The sequence below is a fragment of the Mycobacterium sp. IS-1264 genome, assembly GCF_001954195.1.
GTDB lineage: Bacteria > Actinomycetota > Actinomycetes > Mycobacteriales > Mycobacteriaceae > Mycobacterium.
On sequence record NZ_MBES01000057.1, the window covers coordinates 70,286 to 91,160 of the forward strand.

The following is a 20,875-nucleotide window of genomic DNA, read 5'->3' on the forward strand; positions in this document are numbered from 1 at the left end:
CCGGCCGTGACAGCCGATTTGCGCGCTGTCCCTGTGTTTCACTCCCCGAGAACGGATTCGACCGCTGCTCGCGGCAGATGAAGGATGGGTAGGAGCTATGAAGTTCGTTGAGAAGTTGCGTGGCGCAGCGGCAACCATGCCGCGCCGGATGGCTGTTGCGGCCATCGGGGCCGCCCTGTTGAGCGGTCTGGTCGGTGCCGTCGGCGGCTCGGCGATCGCGGGGGCATTCTCCAAGCCGGGTCTTCCAGTGGAATATCTGCAGGTGCCGTCGCCGTCGATGGGCCGCAACATCAAGGTTCAGTTCCAGGGCGGCGGGCCGCACGCGGTCTACCTGCTCGACGGGTTGCGGGCCCAGGACGACTACAACGGCTGGGACATCAACACGCCGGCCTTCGAGGAGTTCTACCAGTCCGGACTGTCGGTGATCATGCCCGTCGGTGGCCAGTCGAGCTTCTACAGCAACTGGTACCAGCCGTCGCAGGGCAACGGTCAGAACTACACCTACAAGTGGGAGACGTTCCTGACCCAGGAGATGCCCACCTGGCTGCAGGCGAACAAGCAGGTTTCGCCGTTCGGCAACGCGGTGGTGGGTCTGTCGATGTCGGGCGGCTCTTCGCTGATCCTGGCCGCGTACTACCCGCAGCAGTTCCCGTACGCCGCGTCGCTGTCGGGCTTCGTCAACCCGTCCGAGGGCTGGTGGCCGACGCTGATCGGGTTGGCGATGACCGACTCGGGCGGTTACAACGCCAACAGCATGTGGGGTCCGTCCTCCGACCCGGCGTGGAAGCGCAACGACCCGATGGTCCAGATTCCGCGGCTGGTCGCCAACAACACCCGGATCTGGATGTACTGCGGCAACGGCACACCCAGCGACCTCGGCGGCGACAACATGCCGGCGAAGTTCCTGGAAGGCCTGACACTGCGCACCAACGAAACCTTCCAGAACAACTACGTGGCCGCGGGTGGACGCAACGGCGTGTTCAACTTCCCGGCCAACGGGACGCACTCGTGGCCCTACTGGAACGCCCAGTTGGTTGCGATGAAGCCCGACATCATTCAGGTGCTCAACAGCGGCAACAACTCCGCCTAAGAGCCGCCTGACCCCCTAGTCAGCATCGGCAGCAGCGCCCCGGTCAGCGCTGCTGCCGATGCTTTTTCACTGCCCCGACTCGTCCAGCAGAGCCCGGCGATCCTGGTGGAAGTAGGTGTATCCGGTGGTCAACGCGCACACGACCGAGGCGACCACCAGCATCAAGGTGCCGTTGACGATCAGGCTGATAGCACCGCCCACCGTCGCGCCGGCGACGAAGCTGGCGAACAGCAGGAAGTAGCCGAGCCAGTCCGATGCGCTTCCGCCGGCGATGTGGCGTTCGATGCCCTGGCCCATCTTGACCAGCGTGCCGGTCACATAACTCAGGGGAACCGACACCTCGCCATCCTTGACGAACGACGTGTTCAAAGCCCCAATGCCGAAGACCACCAGCATGATTGGCGCGAAATCGAGAGGATTGTCTTTCCACCCCTCATTGATGACGTCGACCACCGTGGCGGCCACCAGACTGCAGGTCGTCAGCACGGTCGGGCCGTGCGGATGCGCCACCCAGAAATGCCGCCTGCACACCGACGCGACCACCACGCCCGCCACGAAGCACAGCATCAGCACCGCGGCGGTGATCGACAAGACCACGTCGTGGCGGAAGTACCCCAGCACGGCGCGTTGGGCGTTCCCAGTCATGAACGTCACGAAATAGCCGGCGGAATGGGTAAAGGCCGTCGCCCCCAGCACGCCGGCCAGCCCGGCCAGCACCCACGACAACCGCGCCTCACTGTCGAAAATCTCACTCGCCACACGGACATGCTTGCAGACCGCGGGCGGCGGGGCGGACGCTACGCAGCCGTGAGCCGCGCGATGGACCGCAGCGGGATCGGCAGCCAGCCGGGTCGATGCCGCGCCTCATAGCCGGCCTCGTAGACCGCCTTGTCGAGTTCGTAGGCGGCCAGCAGCAAGGCCGAATCCCGCGGGTCGATGCCCGACGCGGCGGCGTAGCCGTCGCAGAACGCGGTGCGGTTGCGCTCGACCCATTCGCGGGCTCGGGCGGCCAGTTGCTTGTCCGTGTTTTTAGGGCCCTGGTCCACGAGCGGGCCGTAGGCCGCGTACTCGAACGAGCGCAAGACCCCGGCGACGTCGCGCAGTGGGGAATCGGGTGCCCGCCGCTCGTCCAGCGGCTGACCGGGCTCACCCTCGAAGTCGATCAGCAGCCAGCTCTCCGGGGTACGCAGCACCTGTCCCAGATGCAGGTCGCCGTGTATCCGCTGCACGGTGATCGCCTCGTCGGCGAGCTTGCCGAATCGCTCTTCGATCGTCGGGGCGTACTCCCGCAGTTCCGGGACGAGCGCCACAGTCGATGACAGCCGCGCCAAGACGTTGTCCAGCGGGAAATTCACCTGCGCCGTCCCAAGACACTCCGCCAGGGTGGCGTGCACGGACGCGACGGCTTCGCCGAGCCGGTTGGACTCGCCGGCGAAATCGCCGCCGACTTCATAGGCATACAGATCGGCCTCCGCGAACAGGTCGCGCACGCTGGCGGTGGCCATCGCCCACCCCTCGGCCGCATTGGACGCGAACTCGGTGACCATGCCCAGTGGGCACGTCTGGTCACCGAACACATCCGGCGCGTCGATCTCGTAGGTGCCCAGCAGCCGGGCCACGTGCGGGTTGCCGGCCCGGCCCAGTACCCGGTTCAGTTCGATGTCGGGGTTGATGCCGCCGCTGACCCGACGGAAAACCTTGAAGATCGCGTCCCGGTCGAAGATCACGCTGGTGTTGCTCTGCTCGGCATCCGAGACGTGGGGCATCGCCTGCAGCGGGAGTTCGACGTCGGGTTCCTTGACGAACCTGAGCTCGGCGCCCGACGAGGCGCGCGCGGCCGACGAGTCGACCAGCGACAGCAGAAATTGCGGCGCGTCGGCGTCGTAGAGGGCGTCGATTCCGGTGCGGTCGTCGGCGGCGCCGATCGTGGCGACCGTGCTGTATTCGGACAGCGGCGCAAAGTCCCACCCCACGATCACCTGGTAACGCTCCGAGGAACCGTCGGCGTAGCGGGCGTCGACCAGCACCAGATCGAGGTCCTCCCGCAGCGGGACAACCAACCCGGCCTCGGCGGAGACCAGCTCGCGGTTGCGGCCGGCGTACCAACGCTGCTGTGGCAGCCACTCAGACCAAGGCAGCTTGGCTGGCAGACTCATGCGTTCTCCTCGGAAGGGGACAGCTGGAACCAGTAGAAACCGTGTCCCGGCAGTGTGAGCAGATAGGGCAAGTGGCCGATGCGCGGGAACTCCACCTGCCCGGTCAGTTCGATGGGCGTGTGGCCGCTCCAGTGCTGCAGGCTCAGCTCGATGGGCTGCGGAAACCGCGACAGGTTGTTGACGCACAGCACGGTGTCGCCGTCGTCTCCCGCTTGGCGCACGAACGCCAGGACCGACGGGTTCGACCCGCCCAGTTCCTCGAATGTGCCGATCGCGAAGGCGGCGTGGCGGCGGCGGACAGCCAGCATCGTGCGGGTGAAGTTGAGCAGCGAGGTCGACGTGTCGCGTTGGGCCTCCACGTTGACGGCCTGATAGCCATAGACCGAGTCCTGGCTCGGCGGCAGGTAGAGCCGACCGGGGTTGGCGGTGGAGAAGCCCGCGTTGCGGTCCGGTGTCCACTGCATCGGGGTGCGCACCCCGTCGCGATCCCCCAGCCAGATCACGTCGCCCATGCCGATCTCGTCGCCGTAGTAGAGGACGGGCGAGCCGGGTAGCGAGAGCAGCAACGCGGTGAACAGCTCGATCTGGTTGCGGTCGTTGTCCAGCAGGGGGGCGAGCCGGCGACGAATTCCGACGTTCGCCTTCATGCGCGGATCCTTGGCGTACTCGGAGTACATGTAGTCGCGTTCTTCGTCGGTCACCATTTCGAGCGTCAGCTCGTCGTGGTTGCGCAGGAAAATCCCCCACTGGGCCAGGTCCGGGATCTCTGGCGTCTGCGCCAGGATCTCCGAGATCGGAAAACGGGATTCGCGGCGGACGGCCATGAAGATGCGCGGCATCAGCGGGAAATGAAATGCCATGTGGCATTCGTCGCCGCCGGTGCTGGGGTCGCCGAAATACTCCACGACATCGGCCGGCCATTGGTTGGCCTCGGCCAGCAGCACCCGGCCGGGAAACTCGTCGTCGACGACCTTGCGGACGCGCTTGAGGAACGCGTGCGTCTCGGGCAGGTTCTCGCAATTGGTGCCCTCGCGCTCGAACAGATAGGGCACGGCGTCCAGCCGAAACCCGTCGATACCGAGGTCGAGCCAGAAGCGGATGACGTCGATCATCGCTTCCTGCACGGCGGGGTTGTCGTAGTTGAGGTCTGGCTGGTGGGAGAAGAACCGGTGCCAGTAGAACTGGCGGCGGACCGGGTCGAACGTCCAGTTCGACTCTTCGGTGTCGACGAAGATGATCCGGGCGTCCGTGTACTTCTCGCTGGTGTCGCTCCAGACGTAGTAGTCGCCGTACGGCCCGTCGGGATCGCGGCGCGACTCCTGAAACCAGGGGTGCGACTCCGAGGTGTGGTTCATCACCAGGTCGGTGATGACGCGGATGCCGCGTTGGTGGGCGGCGTCGAGCAGCGCGACGAAATCGTCGACGGTGCCGAACTCGGGTAGCACCTTGTAGAAGTCGCGGATGTCATAGCCGCCGTCGCGCAGTGGCGAGTCGTAGAACGGCGGCAGCCAGATGCAGTCGATGCCGAGCCATTGCAGATAGTCCAGGCGGTCGATCAGCCCACGAAGATCGCCGCAGCCGTCGGCGCTGGCGTCGAAGAACGCCCGGACCAACACCTCGTAGAACACCGCATGTTTGAACCAGGTCGGATCGGCGGGCAGTACGGCGGCGTCGCCGAAATCGTCGGCGCTCGGGTGCTCGACGACGCCCCCTTCCACGTGACTGCCCCCGGCGGGATGGTGTTCGACAGCGTCTCTTGCGTCGTTCATCAATTCCACGATGCCACGTGTACCCGAGGCCGGAGTTTTGGAATCACGCGGGGAAACTTCCCTGGCGGCAAGCGAATTAGCGTGCCGCCGGGCGGTATCCGCGCGGGAGTCAGGCCGGAGGTCCCTCCGCCAGCGTCACGTTCGCGGTGCGGTCACCGCCGTTTCCACGCAGGTGCACCACGATCGTGTCCCCCGGGTGATGGGGAACGAGCACTTCCGTCATCGCGGTGGCACCGGTGATCGGGGTGCCGTCGACACCGGTGATGACGTCGCCCGGTGCGATCCCGGCTGCCGCCGCGGGCCCACCGTTGACCACGCGTTCGACCCGTGCGCCGTTGCCACCGTTGTCCATCACGCCCAAGCCGAGGAATGCCGTCGGGCCGACGTGCACCGTGTTCGAGCCGGCGCCCGATCGGATCTGCCCGGCTACCGCCATCGCGGTACCGATCGGAATGGCGAAGCCCTGTCCCTTGGACATCTTGTAGCTGTCGGTGGCCGCGGTGTTCATGCCGATCACCTGACCGCTGTTGTTGACCATCGGACCGCCGGAGTCGCCCGGCCGGATCGGGGCGTCGGCCTGGATCAGGCCTCCCAGCGTCTCGTCGGCGCCGGTCAACGTGTCGGTCGCCGAGACCGTCTGGTTGAGCGCGATCACCTTGCCGCTCACCGCGCTGGGCGTCCCGCCCTGGCCGCCGGCGTTGCCGAGCGCCACGACAGGATCTCCGACGGCGACCCCGCCACCGATCGCGGCGCTGGGCAGCCCACCCCCGCCGCGCAGCTGCAGGACCGCGACATCGGCGCTTCGGCTATAGCCGACCACGTCGACGCCGTAGGTTTGGCCGTTGCCCACCGCGAACGCGCTGATGTCGGTGGCGCCCGAGATCACGTGGTTGTTGGTCAGCACGACACCGCCCGGATCGATGACGATGCCGGTTCCGGCGCCGACCGCGTTGTTGTAGCCGAACTTCGTGCTGATGTCGACCACCTGCGGCCCGACCTGGCCGACTATCGCCGAGGGGTCGAGCGGTATCAGGGGCCGGTCGGCGTACCGGTCGAGCGCGATGGACGGCCCGGACGGGGCGGCGGTCGCCGGCACCGTCGTCAGGCCCAGGCTCAGTCCGGCCACAGCCAGCACGCTGACCAGCCCTGTCCACCAGACTGGGCGGCGGTGCCCTTTGCTCATCCCCGTACCTCCTGCGTCGCGGTAAGAACCAGAATCGGCCCAGGCTCCGGGTCTGGGCGGCACTAATTACTCCGTACAACCGTAGTGCAGGTTGCTATGCAGAGCATTGGCAACTCCGGGATCTTCGCCGATCTCCGAGCGCGTTCAGCCTGGTCGTGCCGGAGAAATGGGATGCGCGAGATGGCGGCTGACATCGCCGATCATGTCGATCATGGTCAGGTCGCGGAAGGAGAACCGCCAACGCCCGTCGACGCGTTCGAAGCGGTCGTGGTAGCGGCCGGCGACGATCGTCTGCAGCGGGGACTCGTCGGTCTGTTGCAGCACCGTGTAGTAGCTGCGGCAACTCGCGGTACCGGCCTCCTCGTCGACCTCGATGATCGGATTGGTGGTCACGTGCTTGGTTCGGGGCGTCCCATCGGCGTACAGGACGATCAGTGACTTCCAGATCCTCAGCAGCTGGGCCGCATCGACGGTCTCCTCGGCTGCGACCCGGATGCGGGCGTGCCCGAACAGCTCGGCCGCCCCGGCCAGGTCGCCACTGTCGATGCATTCGGCGTACCGATACAGGAGGTTGGTGATCTGGGTCTCCGCCCGCATGCGGCTAACCTAGCCCAGCTCCTGAGCTGACTTCTAAGCTGACGTCGTGGGCGAATTCGACCCTTTGGTCAGATTCACACAGTCCCCGGTAGCCCGGCTGGCCACGGTCGCGCCCGACGGCAGACCTCACCTGGTGCCGGTGGTGTTCGCCCTCGACGATGACCCCGCTGGCGACCATGGCGTCGTCTATACGGCGGTCGACGCGAAACCTAAAACGACGCAACGGCTGCGCCGATTGGCCAACATCGAAAGCAATCCACAGGTCAGCCTGCTCGTCGACCACTACGCCGACGACTGGACGCGGCTGTGGTGGGTCCGCGCCGACGGTGTGGCCGCGATTCATTCCGACGGCCCGGTGATGCGCACGGGGTATCGGCTGCTGCGCGCGAAATACCCTCAGTACCAATCCGTTCCGCTGAACGGTGTGGTCATTGCGGTCACCGTGCGCCGCTGGGCAAGCTGGCACGCCTGAGCGGGCGGCGTCGGCACGACCTGCCGGTCCTGCGCGATTCGCGCCGCCAACCCGATTGTGACCGGCAGGTGGCCTTGTGTTGGGCGGCAGTTGGGGGAAAAGTTGCTTACGCGATAGCGACCCTGTGCCGAGCGAAGCGAGCCAGCGGAACTGGAGGAACGTCATGGCGGAGAAGGCGAACGCTTCCCAGGGGGCGGGAGCCGCTCCCACCGCGAACAGTCCACGCGATGTGCGCAACGTGGTGCTGGTGGGGCCGTCGGGCGGCGGCAAGACCACGCTGGTCGAGGCTCTGCTGGTGGCCTCCGGGGTGTTGACCCGAGCGGGCTCGGTGGTGGACGGCACGACGGTGTGCGACTACGACGACGCGGAGATCCGCCAGCAGCGGTCGGTGGGCGTCGCGGTGGCGTCGCTGTCGCACGACGGCATCAAGGTCAACCTGGTGGACACACCCGGGTATGCCGATTTCGTGGGTGAGCTGCGGGCCGGGCTGCGGGCCGCGGATTGCGCACTTTTCGTGATCGCGGCGAACGAGGGCGTCGACGAGCCGACCAAGTCCCTCTGGCAGGAGTGCGACCAGGTCGGCATGCCCCGCGCGGTGGTGATCACCAAGCTCGACCACGCCCGGGCGAACTACCAGGAGGCACTGGCCGCGGCGCAAAATGCGTTCGGGGACAAGGTGTTACCGCTCTACCTGCCGACCGGACTGCCCAGCTGCAGCGGTCTGATCGGGTTGTTGTCGCAGACGTATTACAAGTACGAGAACGGCAAGCGGACCACGCAATCGCCGGACGAAGCGGACGCCGACCGGATCGAGGAGGCACGCGGCACCCTGATCGAGGGAATCATCGAGGAATCCGAGGACGAGTCCCTGATGGAGCGCTATCTCGGCGGCGAGACGATCGACGAGTCGGTCCTGATCGAGGACCTGGAGCGGGCGGTTGCCCGCGGTTCGTTCTTCCCGGTCATCCCGGTCTGCAGCGGCACCGGCGTCGGCACCCTGGAATTGCTGGAGATCGCCACCCGCGGATTCCCGTCTCCGATGGAACACCCGCTACCGGAGGTCTTTACGCCGCAGGGCGCCCCGCACGCCCAGCTGGCCTGCGACGCCGATGCGCCCCTGCTGGCCGAGGTGGTGAAGACGACGTCGGACCCCTACGTCGGCCGGGTCAGCCTGGTCCGGGTGTTCTCCGGGACCATCAGGCCCGACGCGACGGTTCACGTGTCGGGCCATTTTGCGTCGTTCTTCGGCGGCGCCAACGGGAACGGGCATTCGCACCCCGACCATGACGAGGACGAACGCATCGGTGTTCTGTCCTTCCCGCTCGGCAAGCAGCAGCGCAACGCGCCCGCGGTCGTGGCGGGCGACATCTGCGCGATCGGCAAGCTGAGCCGCGCCGAAACCGGCGACACGCTCTCGGACAAATCCGAACCCCTGGTGCTGAGGCCCTGGACCATGCCCGAGCCGCTGCTGCCGGTCGCGATCCAGGCGCACGCCAAAACCGACGAGGACAAACTGTCGGTGGGGCTGGGACGGTTGGCCGCCGAAGATCCGGCGCTGCGCATCGAACAGAACCAGGAAACACACCAGATCGTGCTCTGGTGCATGGGTGAAGCGCACGCCGGCGTTGTCCTCGACGCGCTGTCCAACCGATACGGCGTGACGGTGGATACCGTGGAACTCCGGGTGCCGCTGCGAGAAACCTTCAGCGGCAAGGCAAAAGGCCACGGCCGTCACATCAAGCAATCCGGCGGACACGGCCAGTACGCGGTGTGCGACATCGAGGTGGAGCCGCTGCCGGAAGGCTCCGGGTTCGAGTTCGTCGACAAGGTGGTCGGCGGCGCGGTGCCGCGCAACTTCATCCCGAGCGTGGAGAAGGGCGTCCGCGCGCAGATGGAAAAGGGTGTGCACGCGGGTTATCCGGTGGTCGACATCCGCGTCACGCTGTTCGACGGCAAGGCCCACAGCGTGGATTCCTCGGACTTCGCGTTCCAGGCGGCGGGTGCGCTGGCGCTGCGGGAGGCGGCCGCCGCGACGAAGGTGACCCTGCTCGAACCGATCGACGAGATCTCGGTGCTGGTGCCCGACGACTTCGTCGGTGCGGTGCTGGGTGACCTGTCGAGTCGTCGCGGCCGCGTGCTGGGTACCGAGACCGCCGGCCACGAACGCACCGTGGTGCGGGCCGAGGTACCCCAGGTCGAGTTGACGCGGTACGCGATCGACCTGCGCTCACTGGCCCACGGGGCCGCGTCGTTCACACGGTCGTTCGCCCGCTACGAGCCCATGCCCGAGTCGGCGGCCGCCAGGGTGAAGACGTCGGCCTGATCTTCATGTCGACGATCAACGGCCTTCCCGCGCACATCCTGTTCAACCATTTCGTCGTCGTGCTGGCTCCGCTGGCGGCGATCCTGGCGATCCTCTGCGCGCTGTGGCCCGCCGCGCGGGGCCGGCTGATCTGGCTGGTTCTTGTGCTGGCCGTGGTGACCCTCGTCCTGACGCCCATCACGACCAACTCGGGTGCGTGGTTGCGCGACAAGCTCGGTCCGTCTCCCGCGATCAAGAACCATCAGGAACTCGGCGAAACGCTCGTCTACCTGGTAGGGGCGCTGGTGGCCACCGTAATCGTGCTGGCCGCTGTGCACATCCGCCAGGCGCGCGGCCGCGCCGTGAACCTCGGCGTGCGCACCGTCGTGGGACTGCTGGTAATCGGTGCCGCGGTGGCAACGCTGGTGCAGGGCTACCGGGTCGGCGAATCGGGTGCGCGGGCCGCCTGGGGAACCGTCGCGGCGGCTCACGCCTTCGGGCCGAACTGTTCGGCTACCGCCCGGCGGTCGAGCGAGCCCTTCGCGGTATGCGGCAGTTCGCTCGCCTCCTGAAATTCCACGGGAATCTCGAAGGGCGCCAACCGATCCCGGCAGAAGTCGGCTAACCCCTGCGGCGTCGGCGAAGCCGACTCCCGGGGCACGATCACCGCGGCCACCTTCTCCCCGTACAACTTGTCCGGAACGCCGAACACAGCCACCTCCATGACCTCGGGATGACTCGCCAGCACGCCCTCGACGCGCTCCGGGGAGATCTTCTCACCGCCCCGGTTGATGAGTTCCTTGATCCGGCCGCGAATGATCAAATCGCCTGCCGCCGAAACCGATCCGAGATCGCCGGTACGCAGCCATCCGTCGGTGAAGTTGGCGGCGGTGATGGCCGGGTCGCCGAGGTAGCCGCGCACCACCGTGGGACCGCGCAGCCACACCTCCCCCACGGCCTCGCGATCGCCGGACCCGTTGATCCGGATCTCGGGCCCGGTCGACCTACCGACGAGACCCGTTGTCGCCGCCGGGTTTTCGATGTCGTCGATGCCCGTGGTGGCCACCTGGTGGGTGGCCTCGGTCATGCCGAAAGCGCACACCACGGGCGCCGAGAACTCCGCTTGCAGCGCCTGCGCCGTTTCCGGGGTGAGCGGGGCGCTGCAGCTGCGGATGAAGCGCAACGCGGCGCGCCGACTTCCCGACCGATCGGTCGCGGCGCGCTCCAAGAGGATCTGGTGAATCGTCGGGACCGCCGTGTACCACGTGGCCTGGACGGCGTCGATGTCGTCCCAGAACGTATGGGCCGAGAACCGCCCGCGGGCAGGCAGCAGCACCGTGCCCCCCGATGCCAGGGTCGACAGCAGGGCGGCCAGCAGCCCGTGGCCGTGGTAGAGCGGCATCACCGCGACGGTCGCGTCCTGCGGGCCGAGCCGGTAGCCGGCGATGATGGCCCGCACCGACGCGGCGATGTTGCCGCGGGTCCAGGGGACCATCTTCGGCGCGCCGGTGGTGCCGCCCGTGAACATGATCATCGCGTCGTCGTCCCGGAGCCCCTCGGGCTTGGGCACGTCGCGGTTCGGCGATGCGGCGGCGTCGAGGGTCACGGCAACGGTGTCGTCGTGTGTGGTCACCGCGATCGGCCACCACCGCAACTCAGGGTCGTCCATGTCGCCCTGACCGTCGGGGTCGTCGACGAGGACGACAGCGGCGCCTGCGGCCGCGCATCGGGCGCGCTGCTCAGCGACGGGCAACGCCGGGTCCAGCGGGACGGCGACCAGGTCCGCCCGCGAGGCGGCCAACAAGCCGACAACGAATTCGGTGTTGCTGGCAGCGCGCAGCGCGATCCGGTCGCCTCGCGTGATGCCGGCGTCCTGCAGCCGCGTGGCCAGGTCATCGACCAGTCGTGTCAGGTCGCGGTAGCTGATCGGTATCCGGTCGGCGGTGACGACCAGCGCGGGAGCCTCGGGCCGCCGGGACGCGGCGACCTCGACCAGGTCGGCGATGCGCGGGCTCGCGGATTCATCGGACATATTGGCACCATGCCCATTCGGCACCCGTTCGTCCAATACCGATCCGCTGACAATCGATAATCGGGAGCTATCGAATGGGCCGGCAAGGTCGATAAGCGGCGTGAATCGCTGCATAGCGGCTTGGTCTTGGACACCGGAAGGGCTTCCGGACCACAGTGGTGACAACGCATTCGCGAGGCAGAGGAGCCGCCAGCATGAGTACCGTTTCGGGATCTCCCGGCGCAGGGCCGCAGTCGACGAGCTTGACCGACGGCTTCCACCTTGTGGTGGACGCGCTCAAGGCCAACGACATCGACACCATCTATGGAATAGTCGGCATCCCGATCACCGACCTCGCCCGCACCGCCCAGGCGTCGGGCATCCGCTACATCGGCTTTCGGCAGGAGGCCTCGGCGGGCAACGCGGCCGCCGCCGCCGGGTTTCTCACCCGGCGCCCCGGTGTCTGCCTCACGACGTCGGGGCCCGGCTTCCTCAACGGCCTGCCTGCGCTGGCCAATGCCACGACGAATTGTTTTCCCATGATCCAGATCTCGGGGTCGAGCAATCGCGCGGCGGTGGATTTGCAGCGCGGTGACTACCAGGACCTCGACCAACTCAATGCCGCAAGGCCTTTCGCGAAGGCGGCGTACCGAATCGGCCGTATCGAGGACATTGGCCGCGGCGTCGCGCGCGCGATGCGAACCGCGATCTCCGGCCGCCCGGGCGGGGTCTACCTCGACATTCCCGGCGAGATTCTGGGCCAGGCCATGGACAGTTCCGCCGCGGCGGACACGATCTGGCGCGTCGTCGACCCCGCGCCGCGCCAGCTGCCGGCGCCGGAGGCGGTCGATCGTGCCCTCGACGTGCTCGCGCGGGCGCAGCGACCGCTGATCGTCCTCGGTAAGGGCGCGGCGTATGCGCAGGCGGACAGCGTCATTCGGGAATTCGTGGAAGCCACCGGAATCCCGTTCCTGCCGATGTCGATGGCCAAGGGACTGCTGCCGGACTCCCACCCGCAGTCCGCCGCGGCCGCGCGCTCGCTGGCAATCGCGCGCGCGGACGCGGTCTTGCTGGTCGGGGCGCGGCTCAACTGGCTTCTCGGCCACGGAGACTCGCCGCAATGGTCCGCCGATGCCGCGTTCATCCAAGTCGACATCGCGGCATCGGAGTTCGACAGCAACCAGCCGATCGCGGCTCCGCTGGCCGGCGACATCGGGTCGGTGATGGCGGCGCTGCGGGACGGCCTGGGCGCCCATCGGGTCGCCGTGCCCCCGGAATGGACCGGCGAGCTAGCCGATCGCAAAGAGCGCAACGACGAGAAGATGCGCGAGCGACTGGCCGAAGACCCGCACCCGATGCGGTTCTACAACGCGCTCGGCGCGATTCGCTCTGTGCTGCAGGAAAACCCGGACGTCTATGTGGTCAACGAGGGAGCCAACGCGCTCGACCTGGCCCGCAACGTGATCGACATGCAGCTGCCGCGACACCGGCTCGACACCGGAACGTGGGGCGTGATGGGTATCGGCATGGGCTACGCCATCGCAGCCGCGGTCGAAACCGGCAAGCCCGTCGTTGCGATCGAGGGCGACAGCGCCTTTGGCTTCTCCGGGATGGAAGTCGAGACTATCTGCCGGTATCGCCTGCCGGTGACGGTCGTCATCCTCAACAACGGCGGCGTGTACCGCGGCGACGAAGCGCCGAAGGGAAATGACCCGGCGCCGACCGTGCTGCATGCCGGCGCCCGCCACGAGTTGATCGCAGAAGCGTTCGGCGGCAAGGGATACCACGTCACCACGCCGCGGGAGCTGCGGTCGGCGCTGACCGAGGCGCTCGCCTCGAATGGCCCCGCGATCATCGACTGCGGACTCGACCCGGCAGCGGGGGTGGAGAGCGGTCATCTCGCGAGCCTCAATCCGACCAGCGCGGCGGTCAGCGCCGGCGCGTGATTCCGAGCAGCTGCGTGTCGAAAAACTCGTCGAGCGCCAGTTGTTGCGCGGACGCGACGAGCGCGCGGGCGACGGGTGATCCCGGCCCGGTGGAGTTGGTGGCCAAGGCGATCTCGGCCTTCAGCACCGGATCGACCATTTCGACCGCGCGGATCTCCGCCGCCAGCGGCGACGTCCACAACCACGTGTGCGGGACGATGCACGCCCAATTGCCACTGGCGACTTGAGCGAATAACGATGCGACGGAGTCGGTCTCGACTTGCGGCGTGACCGTGAGGCCGTGGCCGGCGAAGGCTTCGTCGATGATCTGGCGGTCCCGCATGTCCGGGGTGAGCAAGGCAAGCGGCAGCTGGGCGGCGTCCGGCCACGTCAGTGTCGATGCGCCGGAGGGCAACATCTCCGCCGACGACAGCAGCACGTAGCGCTCCTGGTAGAGCGGCACCAGGTCAACGTCGTGAGCGTCTTCGGGCGCGGCATGCACGATGGCGGCGTCCAGCTCGAATTCGCGCAGCCGCCGGTACAGCTCCGCGGCGGCCAGCCGGGAATTGATCTGCACCTTCGCCAACGGATGCGCCGAACAGAACGCCGAGAGCACCAGCGACGCCGTCGTCGAGGCGGTGGGAACCGTACCCAGCCGAAGCGTGCCGGTGATACCGGACCGCACGGCATCCACCTCGGCTTTGAAGGCATCGTGCTCGGCGAGAATCCGCTTGGCCCACACGACCAATCGCTCACCTTCGGGCGTGAGGCCCTCGAAGCTGTGCCCGCGGTTGATCAGGGTCACGTTCAGTTCGCGTTCCAGCTTGGCGATCGCGGCGGACAGCGCGGGTTGCGACACATAGCATTTCTCTGCGGCCCGGGCGAAGTGGCGTTCCTGGGCGACCGCAACAAAGTACTCCAGCTGACGGAAGAGCACGGGCACCTCCTCGGCCTTCCCCGCACCGCTATCGCTGAGGCTAACGCCTCGCTCAAAAGGCAGCCAACGGCGATCTCGGCCAGATTTCGCACCCTTGCCGCCGATGGCATGGCATAGATCGACGTTCGGTCGCAGGTCAGGACGTTGCGTCCAGCGAAAGCCAGTGTGCTGACCCCTCTTTCGTGGGCATGTCTCGGGGTGCGGGCGCGCCGCCGTGCGTGGCCTCGGAGGGGTGCACCCGATCGTTTGCCGGAGGTCCGCAGCCCGGTGATCGGATCGAACTCAACGGGTAATCGGGTCGTTATCGCCACGTATCTGGCGGCGATGTGTATGTTTGCTAAAACCCGTAAAGGGTAGACAGTCAGTACAATAACGTTGTGTTGATCGCACCATCTCGAAGGGCGGACGCCATGCGTCGTATGGTTCGTTATCTATTCGTTATGGTAGCGATCGCCGGCATGGGCCTGCTGGGCAGCGCCGCCCGCGGCGTGGCCGCCGTCCCGCTGCCCCAACCGATTCCCACAGTCGCGACCGTTTTGCCGGCCGATGGCGCCGTGGTGGGCGTGGCGCACCCGGTAGTGGTGACGTTCACTGCGCCCGTCACCGATCGCGTTGGCGCTGAGCGGACCATCCACGTCAGCTCGCCGAGCAACGTGCCGGGACACTTCGAGTGGGTCGACAACAATGTCGTGCAGTGGGTTCCGAACCGCTATTGGCCCGCCCACAGCCACGTCTCGGTGGGTGTGCAGGCCCTGACGACCGGTTTTGACACCGGTGACGCGCTACTCGGTGTTGCCAGCGTGTCCGAGCACACGTTCACCGTCAGCCGAAACGGCGAGGTGCTTCGCACGATGCCGGCATCCATGGGGAAGCCCAGCCGCCCGACACCGATCGGCAATTTCACCGCGCTGTCCAAGGAGCGCACCGTGCGGATGGACTCGCGGACCATCGGTATCCCGCTGAGTTCGCCCGAGGGATACAACATCATCGCGTCGTACGCGGTCCGCATCACGAACAGCGGCGTCTACGTGCACTCGGCCCCCTGGTCGGTTGACTCGCAAGGCCATGCGAACGTCAGTCACGGATGCATCAACCTGAGCCCGGACAACGCCGCGTGGTACTTCAACCAGGTGAACGTCGGCGATCCCGTCCAGGTCATCGCCTAGCTGCCCCAACATCGCTGCGGGTGAAGACATTCCGCGCGACCGCGGCGTCTAGCCACCTACCTCAGCTGGGCGGCAACCCGCTCTTGATCGCCGCGTCTTGCTTGCGGCCGATGTCTGTCGCCATGCCCGGATCGATGGGATCGTTGGGCGCACTGTCGAATTCCAGGTTGACCAGCGCCTTGCCCTCGCTGAACAACAGCACCGTCACCGCCTGGGAGTTGTCCGGCGATGTCCCGGAGATCATTGCCCCGTTGGATCCCACGTCGACCGGCTGCCACGTGCCGCTGACTTTGCCGGCGTAGTTCGCCTTGGTGTTCTCGATGCCGGCCGCCGCGGTCTGGGGATCGGCGACGATCAAGATGGTGTCCCCGATTCGGCGGCTGTTGTCGGCGTTGGCGAACAACTGCGCAACCCCGGGCGCATTGTTGGGGTTCAGCACGGGTGGTTGGGGTGTGGTGAGGTCCGGGCCGATGTCGCTCGGCTTGATCAGCAGCCCACTGTAATCCGTGGTCTGTCCGGGCGACGGGCCGGTCACGGCGGTCGACGCGGTGGACGACGCGCTGGCGCTCGACGTGGCCGAGGACGACGTCGCCGGGGTCTTGTTGTTGCCGCAGCCTGCGATCGCGGCGCCTACCGCAAGGGCGGCGACGCTCAAGCCGGCGACGGTTGTCCGAGCAAGCTCCATGGACATTCCTTCCCTGCCAATCCGCTGACGGCACAACACCAGCGCATACGAACATACGCGCAAATTTCTCCGGCGGGCACGCAGAATCCGCGGCCTATGCTGGCGTGGGCAAGCGTTTGGGCGAAGGAGAACGAGATGACGGCTGCGACGGCGCGCGCCGTACGGTTCGACCGTTACGGGGGCCGTGACGAGTTGTATGTGGCGGACATCGACATGCCGGAGCCGGGGCCGGGCGAGGTGGTGGTGGAAGTTCGCGCGGCCGGCATCAACCCCGGCGAGGCCGGTATCCGGGTCGGGGCGATGCACGACATGTTCCCCGCCACGTTTCCGTCCGGCGAGGGCAGCGACCTCGCCGGCGTCGTGACCGCTGTAGCGCCGGGAGTCACCGAGTTCGAGGTCGGCGACGAGGTGCTGGGTTTCAGTTTCCGGCGATCCAGCCACGCCACCCACACCGCGGTTCCCGTCAATCAACTTATCCGCAAACCTCCCGAATTGAGTTGGGAGGTCGCGGGTTCGCTCTACGTCGTGGGTGTGACGGCGTATGCCGCCGTCCGGGCCGTCGCGCCCCAACCGGGCGAGACTGTGGCCGTATCGGCGGCGGCGGGCGGGGTCGGCAGCCTTGTCGTGCAACTGCTGGTCCTGCGCCAGGCGCGGGTGTTGGGCATCGCGGGGCCCGGCAACGCCGACTGGCTGCGCGCGCACGGCGTCGTCCCGGTCGCCTACGGGGAAGGCCTGGCCGACCGGCTGCGAGAGGCCGCCCCGAACGGAATCGATGCGTTCATCGACTTGTTCGGTCCGGACTACGTCCAGCTCGCAGTCGATCTCGGCGTGGCGCCCGAGCGGATCGATACCATCATCTCGTTTCAGAAGGCGGGCGAAGTCGGCGCCAAGACCGAGGGCAGCCAGGAGGCGTCGACCCCGGAAGTGCTCGCCGAAATCGCCCACCTGGTCGCCACCGGTGCCCTTGAATTCGATATCGCCGCAACCTACCCGCTGGACCGGGTCGCCGACGCCTTCGAGGAGCTCGAACAGCGGCACACGCACGGCAAAATCGTTCTGCTGCCCAACGATTCGCGGTAGTTGCGCGACACCGGTCGGACGATGGAACGAATCACCGCCGGTCGTCGACCGGGGGGTGGCCGCCCAACGAGGCGGTGACCACCGCGATCGGCATCCGTGACACGTACAGGTTGGCCCGCTCCTGGGGAGTCAGGGCGCTGCGGGCGCGCAACTTGTCAGCCAGCAGCCGAGCCGACCGCAGGAACGCCCGTCCGTGCCCACGGGTCCGGCCGGTAACACGGTGCGTAACAACGAAAGCCATGATCTTTCTCCTTCTGGAGGCCCGATCGGCTCATGGCATTCGGGCATGCACGCCACTTCAGGCGGACAAAGCAATGCCGGAACCGGGTCGGGGCAAGGGGTATATCGGATAGGGACTATCGCCGGGACTCATCTCGCCCTCACCTCCTCACGGCCGGGACACACGCGGGTGTCATCACCTCGGTAACGGAAGAGGAAATGACCGGCGTAACAACGCCGGTCGCACCCCTCTCGTCGGAGCTTTGGCACTGCACGGCGTATCCGGAACATCTCCGGAAGCCACTTGGGCTCAACCCTTGGGTCCGGGAAGAGCTGTCCTGACCCGGGGCGTCTCTCGACGTTCGGGGTCAGTGGCCTGTATCCGTGCAGACGCCTCACCTACCGAGGTGCTTGCCCGTCAATGCTGACATGGGGCTCGCTCCTCGTCAAACTCGGCGCGCGGTCACGGCCTACCCTCGTGGGCATGGCCACAACTTTGCAGGACCCTCGGGTCGCGACCGTTCTCGACCGGATGTACAACGAAGCGAAAAACCAGATGTCGCTCTTGCGTGAGCGGCGCGATCAGTTCGCCCGGCCGATGACCACCGCGGAACGCGCCGAGGCGATGAGCGAGTTCTACATCCCGGTGACCCCCGAAGCCGGCCGCCTGCTGTACGCGTTGGTGCGCGCGACGCGTCCGACCACGGTGGTCGAATTCGGGATGTCGTTCGGCATCTCGGCCATTCATCTGGCGGCCGCGGTGCGCGACAACGGCATCGGCCGAGTGGTCACCACCGAGCTCAGCGAGACCAAGATCGCCGCCGCAAAAAAGACTTTCGCCGAGACCGGTCTGGACGAGGTCATCACCGTTCTCGAAGGCGATGCCCTCACCACGTTGCAGGACCTGGACGGGCCTGTCGAGTTCGTCCTGCTCGACGGTTGGAAAGATCTGTATCTGCCGGTGATCGAGCTGCTCGAACCGCGCCTGCCCACGGGTGCGTTGATCGTCGCCGACAACACCAGCGCGGCGGATACCGGTCCCTACCTCGAGCTCGTGCGCAATCCCGACAACGGCTACACCAGCTTCAATTTCCAGGTCCGCGAAAGTGACAGCATGGAAATCAGCTGCTGCACAAACGATTAACGCCTACCTCAGCGATTCCTCGAGCCACGGCGTCAGCCACTTCACGCCTTCCGGGGTGAGGTGCACGCCGTCGCTGCGCACCTTGATTCCGTCGACCTTGGCGCTGTAAACACCGTCCGGACACAGCTTCTTGTTCAGGTCGAGGATCTGCACGCCCTTGTGGTGGCTAACCGTGTTGCGCAGCATGGTGTTCCACTGCTTGACCCGGTCCGGCTGGTCCTCCGGGTACAGGCGGCCATCCGGCTTTTCGCCGCCGCGGCTGTAGGGCACGGTCGCCACCACCACGCGAACCCCCGGCACGCTCACGATGTTCAGCGCCCGCTCGAGCTCACCGTTGAGGTACGCGTCGAAGGTCGGATCGCCGATGTGGGTCCACTGCCCCTCGTTCACCCGGTCGACGGTCTCCCAGCGGCCGATGATGAGCAGGGCGACGTCCGGCTGGTCCTGGCCGACCTGCGTCGACCAGCGCGTCGGCCAGGTGTCGCATTCCGCTCTTTGCTCCAGCGTTTGGCCGATATACCGGTACGGCGTGCCGCGCACCAGGCTGCAACCGATGACGGTGTGGTCGAGGAAAGCGAATCCGGGCGTCGGCGGTAGATAGTGCATCCAGGTCCAGCCGATCGAATCGCCGAACACCGAAACGGTGAACGGGCGGTTGGGATCTCGAGGCCGCGGGCGAACCACGCCGGGCGGCGACGGCGACACCGCCGCGACGGAGGAAACCCCCGGCGGCAAACCGGTCTCCCGTAGCGCGGGCCCGGTTCCCACCGGAACCAGAAACAAGGTGATCGCGGCGGCGCTCGCCACGGTGGCAGCCGCCAGCGGCAACAGCGGTACCCGCTCCGGTCGCCAGCGCCGGATCGGTTGCTCGATCAGCCACCACGATGCGGCGGCCACGGCCACCGTGGCGGCGCACCGGGCGGCGAACAGCGGCAGTCCGGTCCAGCCGGTTCGTTCCCCGTTGAGTGCCAAGAAGATTGGCCAGTGCCACAGATAGACGCCGTAGGAAATGGTGCCGAGCCACACCAGTGGTGGCGTGGCCAGGATGCGGGCGATGACGCCGCGCTGTTCCATCGCCACCGGCGCGACCACCAACACGGCCGCGATCGCGACCGCGATCAGCAGACCGTGGCGAAACTCACCGACATTGCCCGTCGCGTAGTGTGTGGCGGCCGCCAGAACGGCCACCCCGACAAACGGCAGGGCGCGCGCGGTGCGACGCCCCCACCGAGTCCGGATCATGCACCAGCCGCGGTTCAGCGACGGCCAATCCCGAACCAGCAGAGCCGCCGCCGCGGAGCCGACCAGCAACGCCTGCGCGCGGGTGTCGGTGCCGAAATAGATTCGGTCGCGGGTGCTGTCGGAGACGAACACGATGGCCGCCGCGGCCGAAGCCAGCGCCCCCAACGTCGCGATCACGAACACGGCGAAGCGGACCCCGCCCACGGTCGCCCGCATGAAGTAACGCCTGGCCCGCGCCGCCAACAGCAGCGTGACCGCGATTAGCAGCACCGGCCAGACGAAGTAGTACTGCTCCTCCACGCCGAGCGACCAGGTGTGCTGCAGCGGTGAGGGCGGGGCGCCCTGCGTGAAGTAGTCGGTCTTCTGGGCCACGAACCGCCAATTCGCGATCCACAGGAACGCCGCGACCGCGTCGTCCCGCAGTCCGTTCAGGGCCTGGTAGGGAAGGAGTTCGCGGGCCGCCCCCACGGTGATCACCATCAACACCAGCGCGGGCAACAGCCGGCGGGCACGGCGAATCCAGAAGCCGGTCAGCTCGATACGGCCGCTGCTCCTGAGCTCGTCGAGTAGCAGCGAGGTGATCAGGAAGCCGCTGAGGACGAAGAAGATGTCGACGCCGATGAACCCGCCGCTCACGCCGGGGATGCCGCCGTGCCCGACGAGCACCAGCGCGACCGCTATCGCGCGAAGCCCGTCCAGCGCGGGAATGCCGCTGCGCCGTTCCGGTTGGTCCCAGATCGCCAGCCGACCGACACGTCGCACGGGAGCGACCCACCGGGGCCGCCGAGCAGAAGGCGCCGGTGCGGGATGCCTCCCGCCCGGATCAGTGTCCGCTGTTAACGCGCCCTGGCCCATGCCGATGCGTCGCTGCCCCTCCTCTTGATCGCAGCCAGCCTA

At 67.1% G+C, this 20,875-nt stretch carries 18 protein-coding genes and 1 riboswitch; of the genes, 8 read left to right on the forward strand and 10 right to left on the reverse strand.

The window, feature by feature from the left end; translation table 11 throughout:
* The first annotated feature begins 97 nt into the window (after positions 1-97).
* The gene (ag85C, locus tag A5744_RS12315) at positions 98-1,090 is read left to right on the forward strand and encodes a diacylglycerol acyltransferase/mycolyltransferase Ag85C (RefSeq protein WP_076061333.1); all 993 of its coding nucleotides are present in this window, start codon (positions 98-100) and stop codon (positions 1,088-1,090) included.
* A gap of 66 nt (positions 1,091-1,156) precedes the next feature.
* Here ag85C and A5744_RS12320 read toward each other — a convergent pair whose 3' ends face one another.
* The 5 genes from A5744_RS12320 to A5744_RS12340 all read right to left on the reverse strand — a co-directional run bounded on the left by A5744_RS12320 (position 1,157) and on the right by A5744_RS12340 (position 6,795).
* Positions 1,157-1,849, reverse strand: a complete 693-nt coding sequence (locus tag A5744_RS12320) for a YoaK family protein (protein ID WP_076061335.1) — start codon at positions 1,847-1,849, stop codon at positions 1,157-1,159.
* Between the two features lie 38 nt (positions 1,850-1,887).
* Positions 1,888-3,246: a maltokinase gene (locus A5744_RS12325; protein ID WP_076061337.1), complete on the reverse strand. Its 1,359-nt coding sequence runs from the start codon at positions 3,244-3,246 to the stop codon at positions 1,888-1,890.
* On the reverse strand, positions 3,243-5,015 hold the full coding sequence (gene treS, locus A5744_RS12330; RefSeq protein ID WP_076061408.1) for a maltose alpha-D-glucosyltransferase: 1,773 nt from the start codon (positions 5,013-5,015) through the stop codon (positions 3,243-3,245). The genes A5744_RS12325 and treS overlap by 4 nt, the downstream gene beginning before the upstream one ends.
* 109 nt (positions 5,016-5,124) lie before the next feature.
* A complete protein-coding gene (locus A5744_RS12335; RefSeq protein WP_076061339.1) occupies positions 5,125-6,198 on the reverse strand; it encodes a S1C family serine protease in 1,074 nt (357 codons plus the stop codon).
* 144 nt (positions 6,199-6,342) lie between these two features.
* Positions 6,343-6,795 (reverse strand): nuclear transport factor 2 family protein, encoded by a 453-nt coding sequence (locus A5744_RS12340; RefSeq protein ID WP_076061340.1) that lies wholly within the window; start codon positions 6,793-6,795, stop codon positions 6,343-6,345.
* 46 nt (positions 6,796-6,841) lie between these two features.
* Here A5744_RS12340 and A5744_RS12345 point away from each other — a divergent pair, with 46 nt between their 5' ends.
* The 3 genes from A5744_RS12345 to A5744_RS12355 all read left to right on the forward strand — a co-directional run bounded on the left by A5744_RS12345 (position 6,842) and on the right by A5744_RS12355 (position 10,141).
* Positions 6,842-7,267: a TIGR03668 family PPOX class F420-dependent oxidoreductase gene (locus A5744_RS12345; protein WP_076061342.1), complete on the forward strand. Its 426-nt coding sequence runs from the start codon at positions 6,842-6,844 to the stop codon at positions 7,265-7,267.
* Between the two features lie 163 nt (positions 7,268-7,430).
* Positions 7,431-9,590 carry an elongation factor G-like protein EF-G2 gene (locus A5744_RS12350; protein ID WP_076061344.1) on the forward strand — a complete coding sequence of 720 codons (2,160 nt, stop codon included), beginning with the start codon at positions 7,431-7,433 and terminating at the stop codon, positions 9,588-9,590.
* A 5-nt stretch (positions 9,591-9,595) separates the two neighbouring features.
* Positions 9,596-10,141, forward strand: a complete 546-nt coding sequence (locus A5744_RS12355) for a DUF2231 domain-containing protein (RefSeq protein ID WP_076061346.1) — start codon at positions 9,596-9,598, stop codon at positions 10,139-10,141.
* Here the strand turns inward: A5744_RS12355 and A5744_RS12360 are convergent.
* Positions 10,057-11,601: a FadD7 family fatty acid--CoA ligase gene (locus A5744_RS12360; RefSeq protein WP_076061348.1), complete on the reverse strand. Its 1,545-nt coding sequence runs from the start codon at positions 11,599-11,601 to the stop codon at positions 10,057-10,059. The genes A5744_RS12355 and A5744_RS12360 overlap by 85 nt on opposite strands.
* Before the next feature lie 194 nt (positions 11,602-11,795).
* Here A5744_RS12360 and oxc point away from each other — a divergent pair, with 194 nt between their 5' ends.
* Positions 11,796-13,526, forward strand: coding sequence for an oxalyl-CoA decarboxylase (gene oxc / locus A5744_RS12365; protein ID WP_076061350.1), 1,731 nt, complete (start codon positions 11,796-11,798; stop codon positions 13,524-13,526).
* Here oxc and A5744_RS12370 read toward each other — a convergent pair.
* A complete protein-coding gene (locus A5744_RS12370) occupies positions 13,510-14,442 on the reverse strand; it encodes a LysR family transcriptional regulator (protein ID WP_076061410.1) in 933 nt (310 codons plus the stop codon). The genes oxc and A5744_RS12370 overlap by 17 nt on opposite strands.
* A 410-nt stretch (positions 14,443-14,852) precedes the next feature.
* On the opposite strand from A5744_RS12370, the gene A5744_RS12375 reads away from it, so the two are divergent.
* Positions 14,853-15,608, forward strand: coding sequence for a L,D-transpeptidase (locus tag A5744_RS12375; protein ID WP_076061352.1), 756 nt, complete (start codon positions 14,853-14,855; stop codon positions 15,606-15,608).
* 61 nt (positions 15,609-15,669) lie between these two features.
* Here the strand turns inward: A5744_RS12375 and A5744_RS12380 are convergent, their stop codons facing one another.
* The gene (locus A5744_RS12380; RefSeq protein WP_076061354.1) at positions 15,670-16,293 is read right to left on the reverse strand and encodes a hypothetical protein; all 624 of its coding nucleotides are present in this window, start codon (positions 16,291-16,293) and stop codon (positions 15,670-15,672) included.
* A 135-nt stretch (positions 16,294-16,428) separates the two neighbouring features.
* Here A5744_RS12380 and A5744_RS12385 point away from each other — a divergent pair, with 135 nt between their 5' ends.
* Positions 16,429-17,373 carry an NADP-dependent oxidoreductase gene (locus tag A5744_RS12385; protein WP_076061411.1) on the forward strand — a complete coding sequence of 315 codons (945 nt, stop codon included), beginning with the start codon at positions 16,429-16,431 and terminating at the stop codon, positions 17,371-17,373.
* A 31-nt stretch (positions 17,374-17,404) separates the two neighbouring features.
* Here the strand turns inward: A5744_RS12385 and A5744_RS12390 are convergent, their stop codons facing one another.
* The gene (locus A5744_RS12390; protein ID WP_076061356.1) at positions 17,405-17,614 is read right to left on the reverse strand and encodes a hypothetical protein; all 210 of its coding nucleotides are present in this window, start codon (positions 17,612-17,614) and stop codon (positions 17,405-17,407) included.
* A 218-nt stretch (positions 17,615-17,832) separates the two neighbouring features.
* Positions 17,833-18,006: riboswitch (M-box (ykoK) riboswitch) on the reverse strand.
* A 70-nt stretch (positions 18,007-18,076) separates the two neighbouring features.
* Here A5744_RS12390 and A5744_RS12395 point away from each other — a divergent pair.
* Positions 18,077-18,736, forward strand: a complete 660-nt coding sequence (locus A5744_RS12395; RefSeq protein ID WP_076061358.1) for a class I SAM-dependent methyltransferase — start codon at positions 18,077-18,079, stop codon at positions 18,734-18,736.
* 3 nt (positions 18,737-18,739) lie between these two features.
* Here the strand turns inward: A5744_RS12395 and A5744_RS12400 are convergent, their stop codons facing one another.
* On the reverse strand, positions 18,740-20,740 hold the full coding sequence (locus A5744_RS12400) for an acyltransferase family protein (protein WP_076061360.1): 2,001 nt from the start codon (positions 20,738-20,740) through the stop codon (positions 18,740-18,742).
* Positions 20,741-20,875 lie beyond the last annotated feature (135 nt).

What these genes read in the sequence shown, in the direction of transcription:
- ag85C (WP_076061333.1), top strand. Translation starts at nt 98, where the DNA reads ATGAAGTTCGTTGAGAAGTTGCGTGGCGCAGCGGCAACCATGCCGCGC.
- A5744_RS12325 (WP_076061337.1), bottom strand. Translation starts at nt 3,246, where the DNA reads ATGAGTCTGCCAGCCAAGCTGCCTTGGTCTGAGTGGCTGCCACAGCAG.
- treS (WP_076061408.1), bottom strand. Translation starts at nt 5,015, where the DNA reads ATGAACGACGCAAGAGACGCTGTCGAACACCATCCCGCCGGGGGCAGT.
- A5744_RS12335 (WP_076061339.1), bottom strand. Translation starts at nt 6,198, where the DNA reads ATGAGCAAAGGGCACCGCCGCCCAGTCTGGTGGACAGGGCTGGTCAGC.
- A5744_RS12340 (WP_076061340.1), bottom strand. Translation starts at nt 6,795, where the DNA reads ATGCGGGCGGAGACCCAGATCACCAACCTCCTGTATCGGTACGCCGAA.
- A5744_RS12350 (WP_076061344.1), top strand. Translation starts at nt 7,431, where the DNA reads ATGGCGGAGAAGGCGAACGCTTCCCAGGGGGCGGGAGCCGCTCCCACC.
- A5744_RS12355 (WP_076061346.1), top strand. Translation starts at nt 9,596, where the DNA reads ATGTCGACGATCAACGGCCTTCCCGCGCACATCCTGTTCAACCATTTC.
- A5744_RS12360 (WP_076061348.1), bottom strand. Translation starts at nt 11,601, where the DNA reads ATGTCCGATGAATCCGCGAGCCCGCGCATCGCCGACCTGGTCGAGGTC.
- oxc (WP_076061350.1), top strand. Translation starts at nt 11,796, where the DNA reads ATGAGTACCGTTTCGGGATCTCCCGGCGCAGGGCCGCAGTCGACGAGC.
- A5744_RS12375 (WP_076061352.1), top strand. Translation starts at nt 14,853, where the DNA reads ATGCGTCGTATGGTTCGTTATCTATTCGTTATGGTAGCGATCGCCGGC.
- A5744_RS12380 (WP_076061354.1), bottom strand. Translation starts at nt 16,293, where the DNA reads ATGGAGCTTGCTCGGACAACCGTCGCCGGCTTGAGCGTCGCCGCCCTT.
- A5744_RS12385 (WP_076061411.1), top strand. Translation starts at nt 16,429, where the DNA reads ATGACGGCTGCGACGGCGCGCGCCGTACGGTTCGACCGTTACGGGGGC.
- A5744_RS12390 (WP_076061356.1), bottom strand. Translation starts at nt 17,614, where the DNA reads ATGGCTTTCGTTGTTACGCACCGTGTTACCGGCCGGACCCGTGGGCAC.
- A5744_RS12395 (WP_076061358.1), top strand. Translation starts at nt 18,077, where the DNA reads ATGGCCACAACTTTGCAGGACCCTCGGGTCGCGACCGTTCTCGACCGG.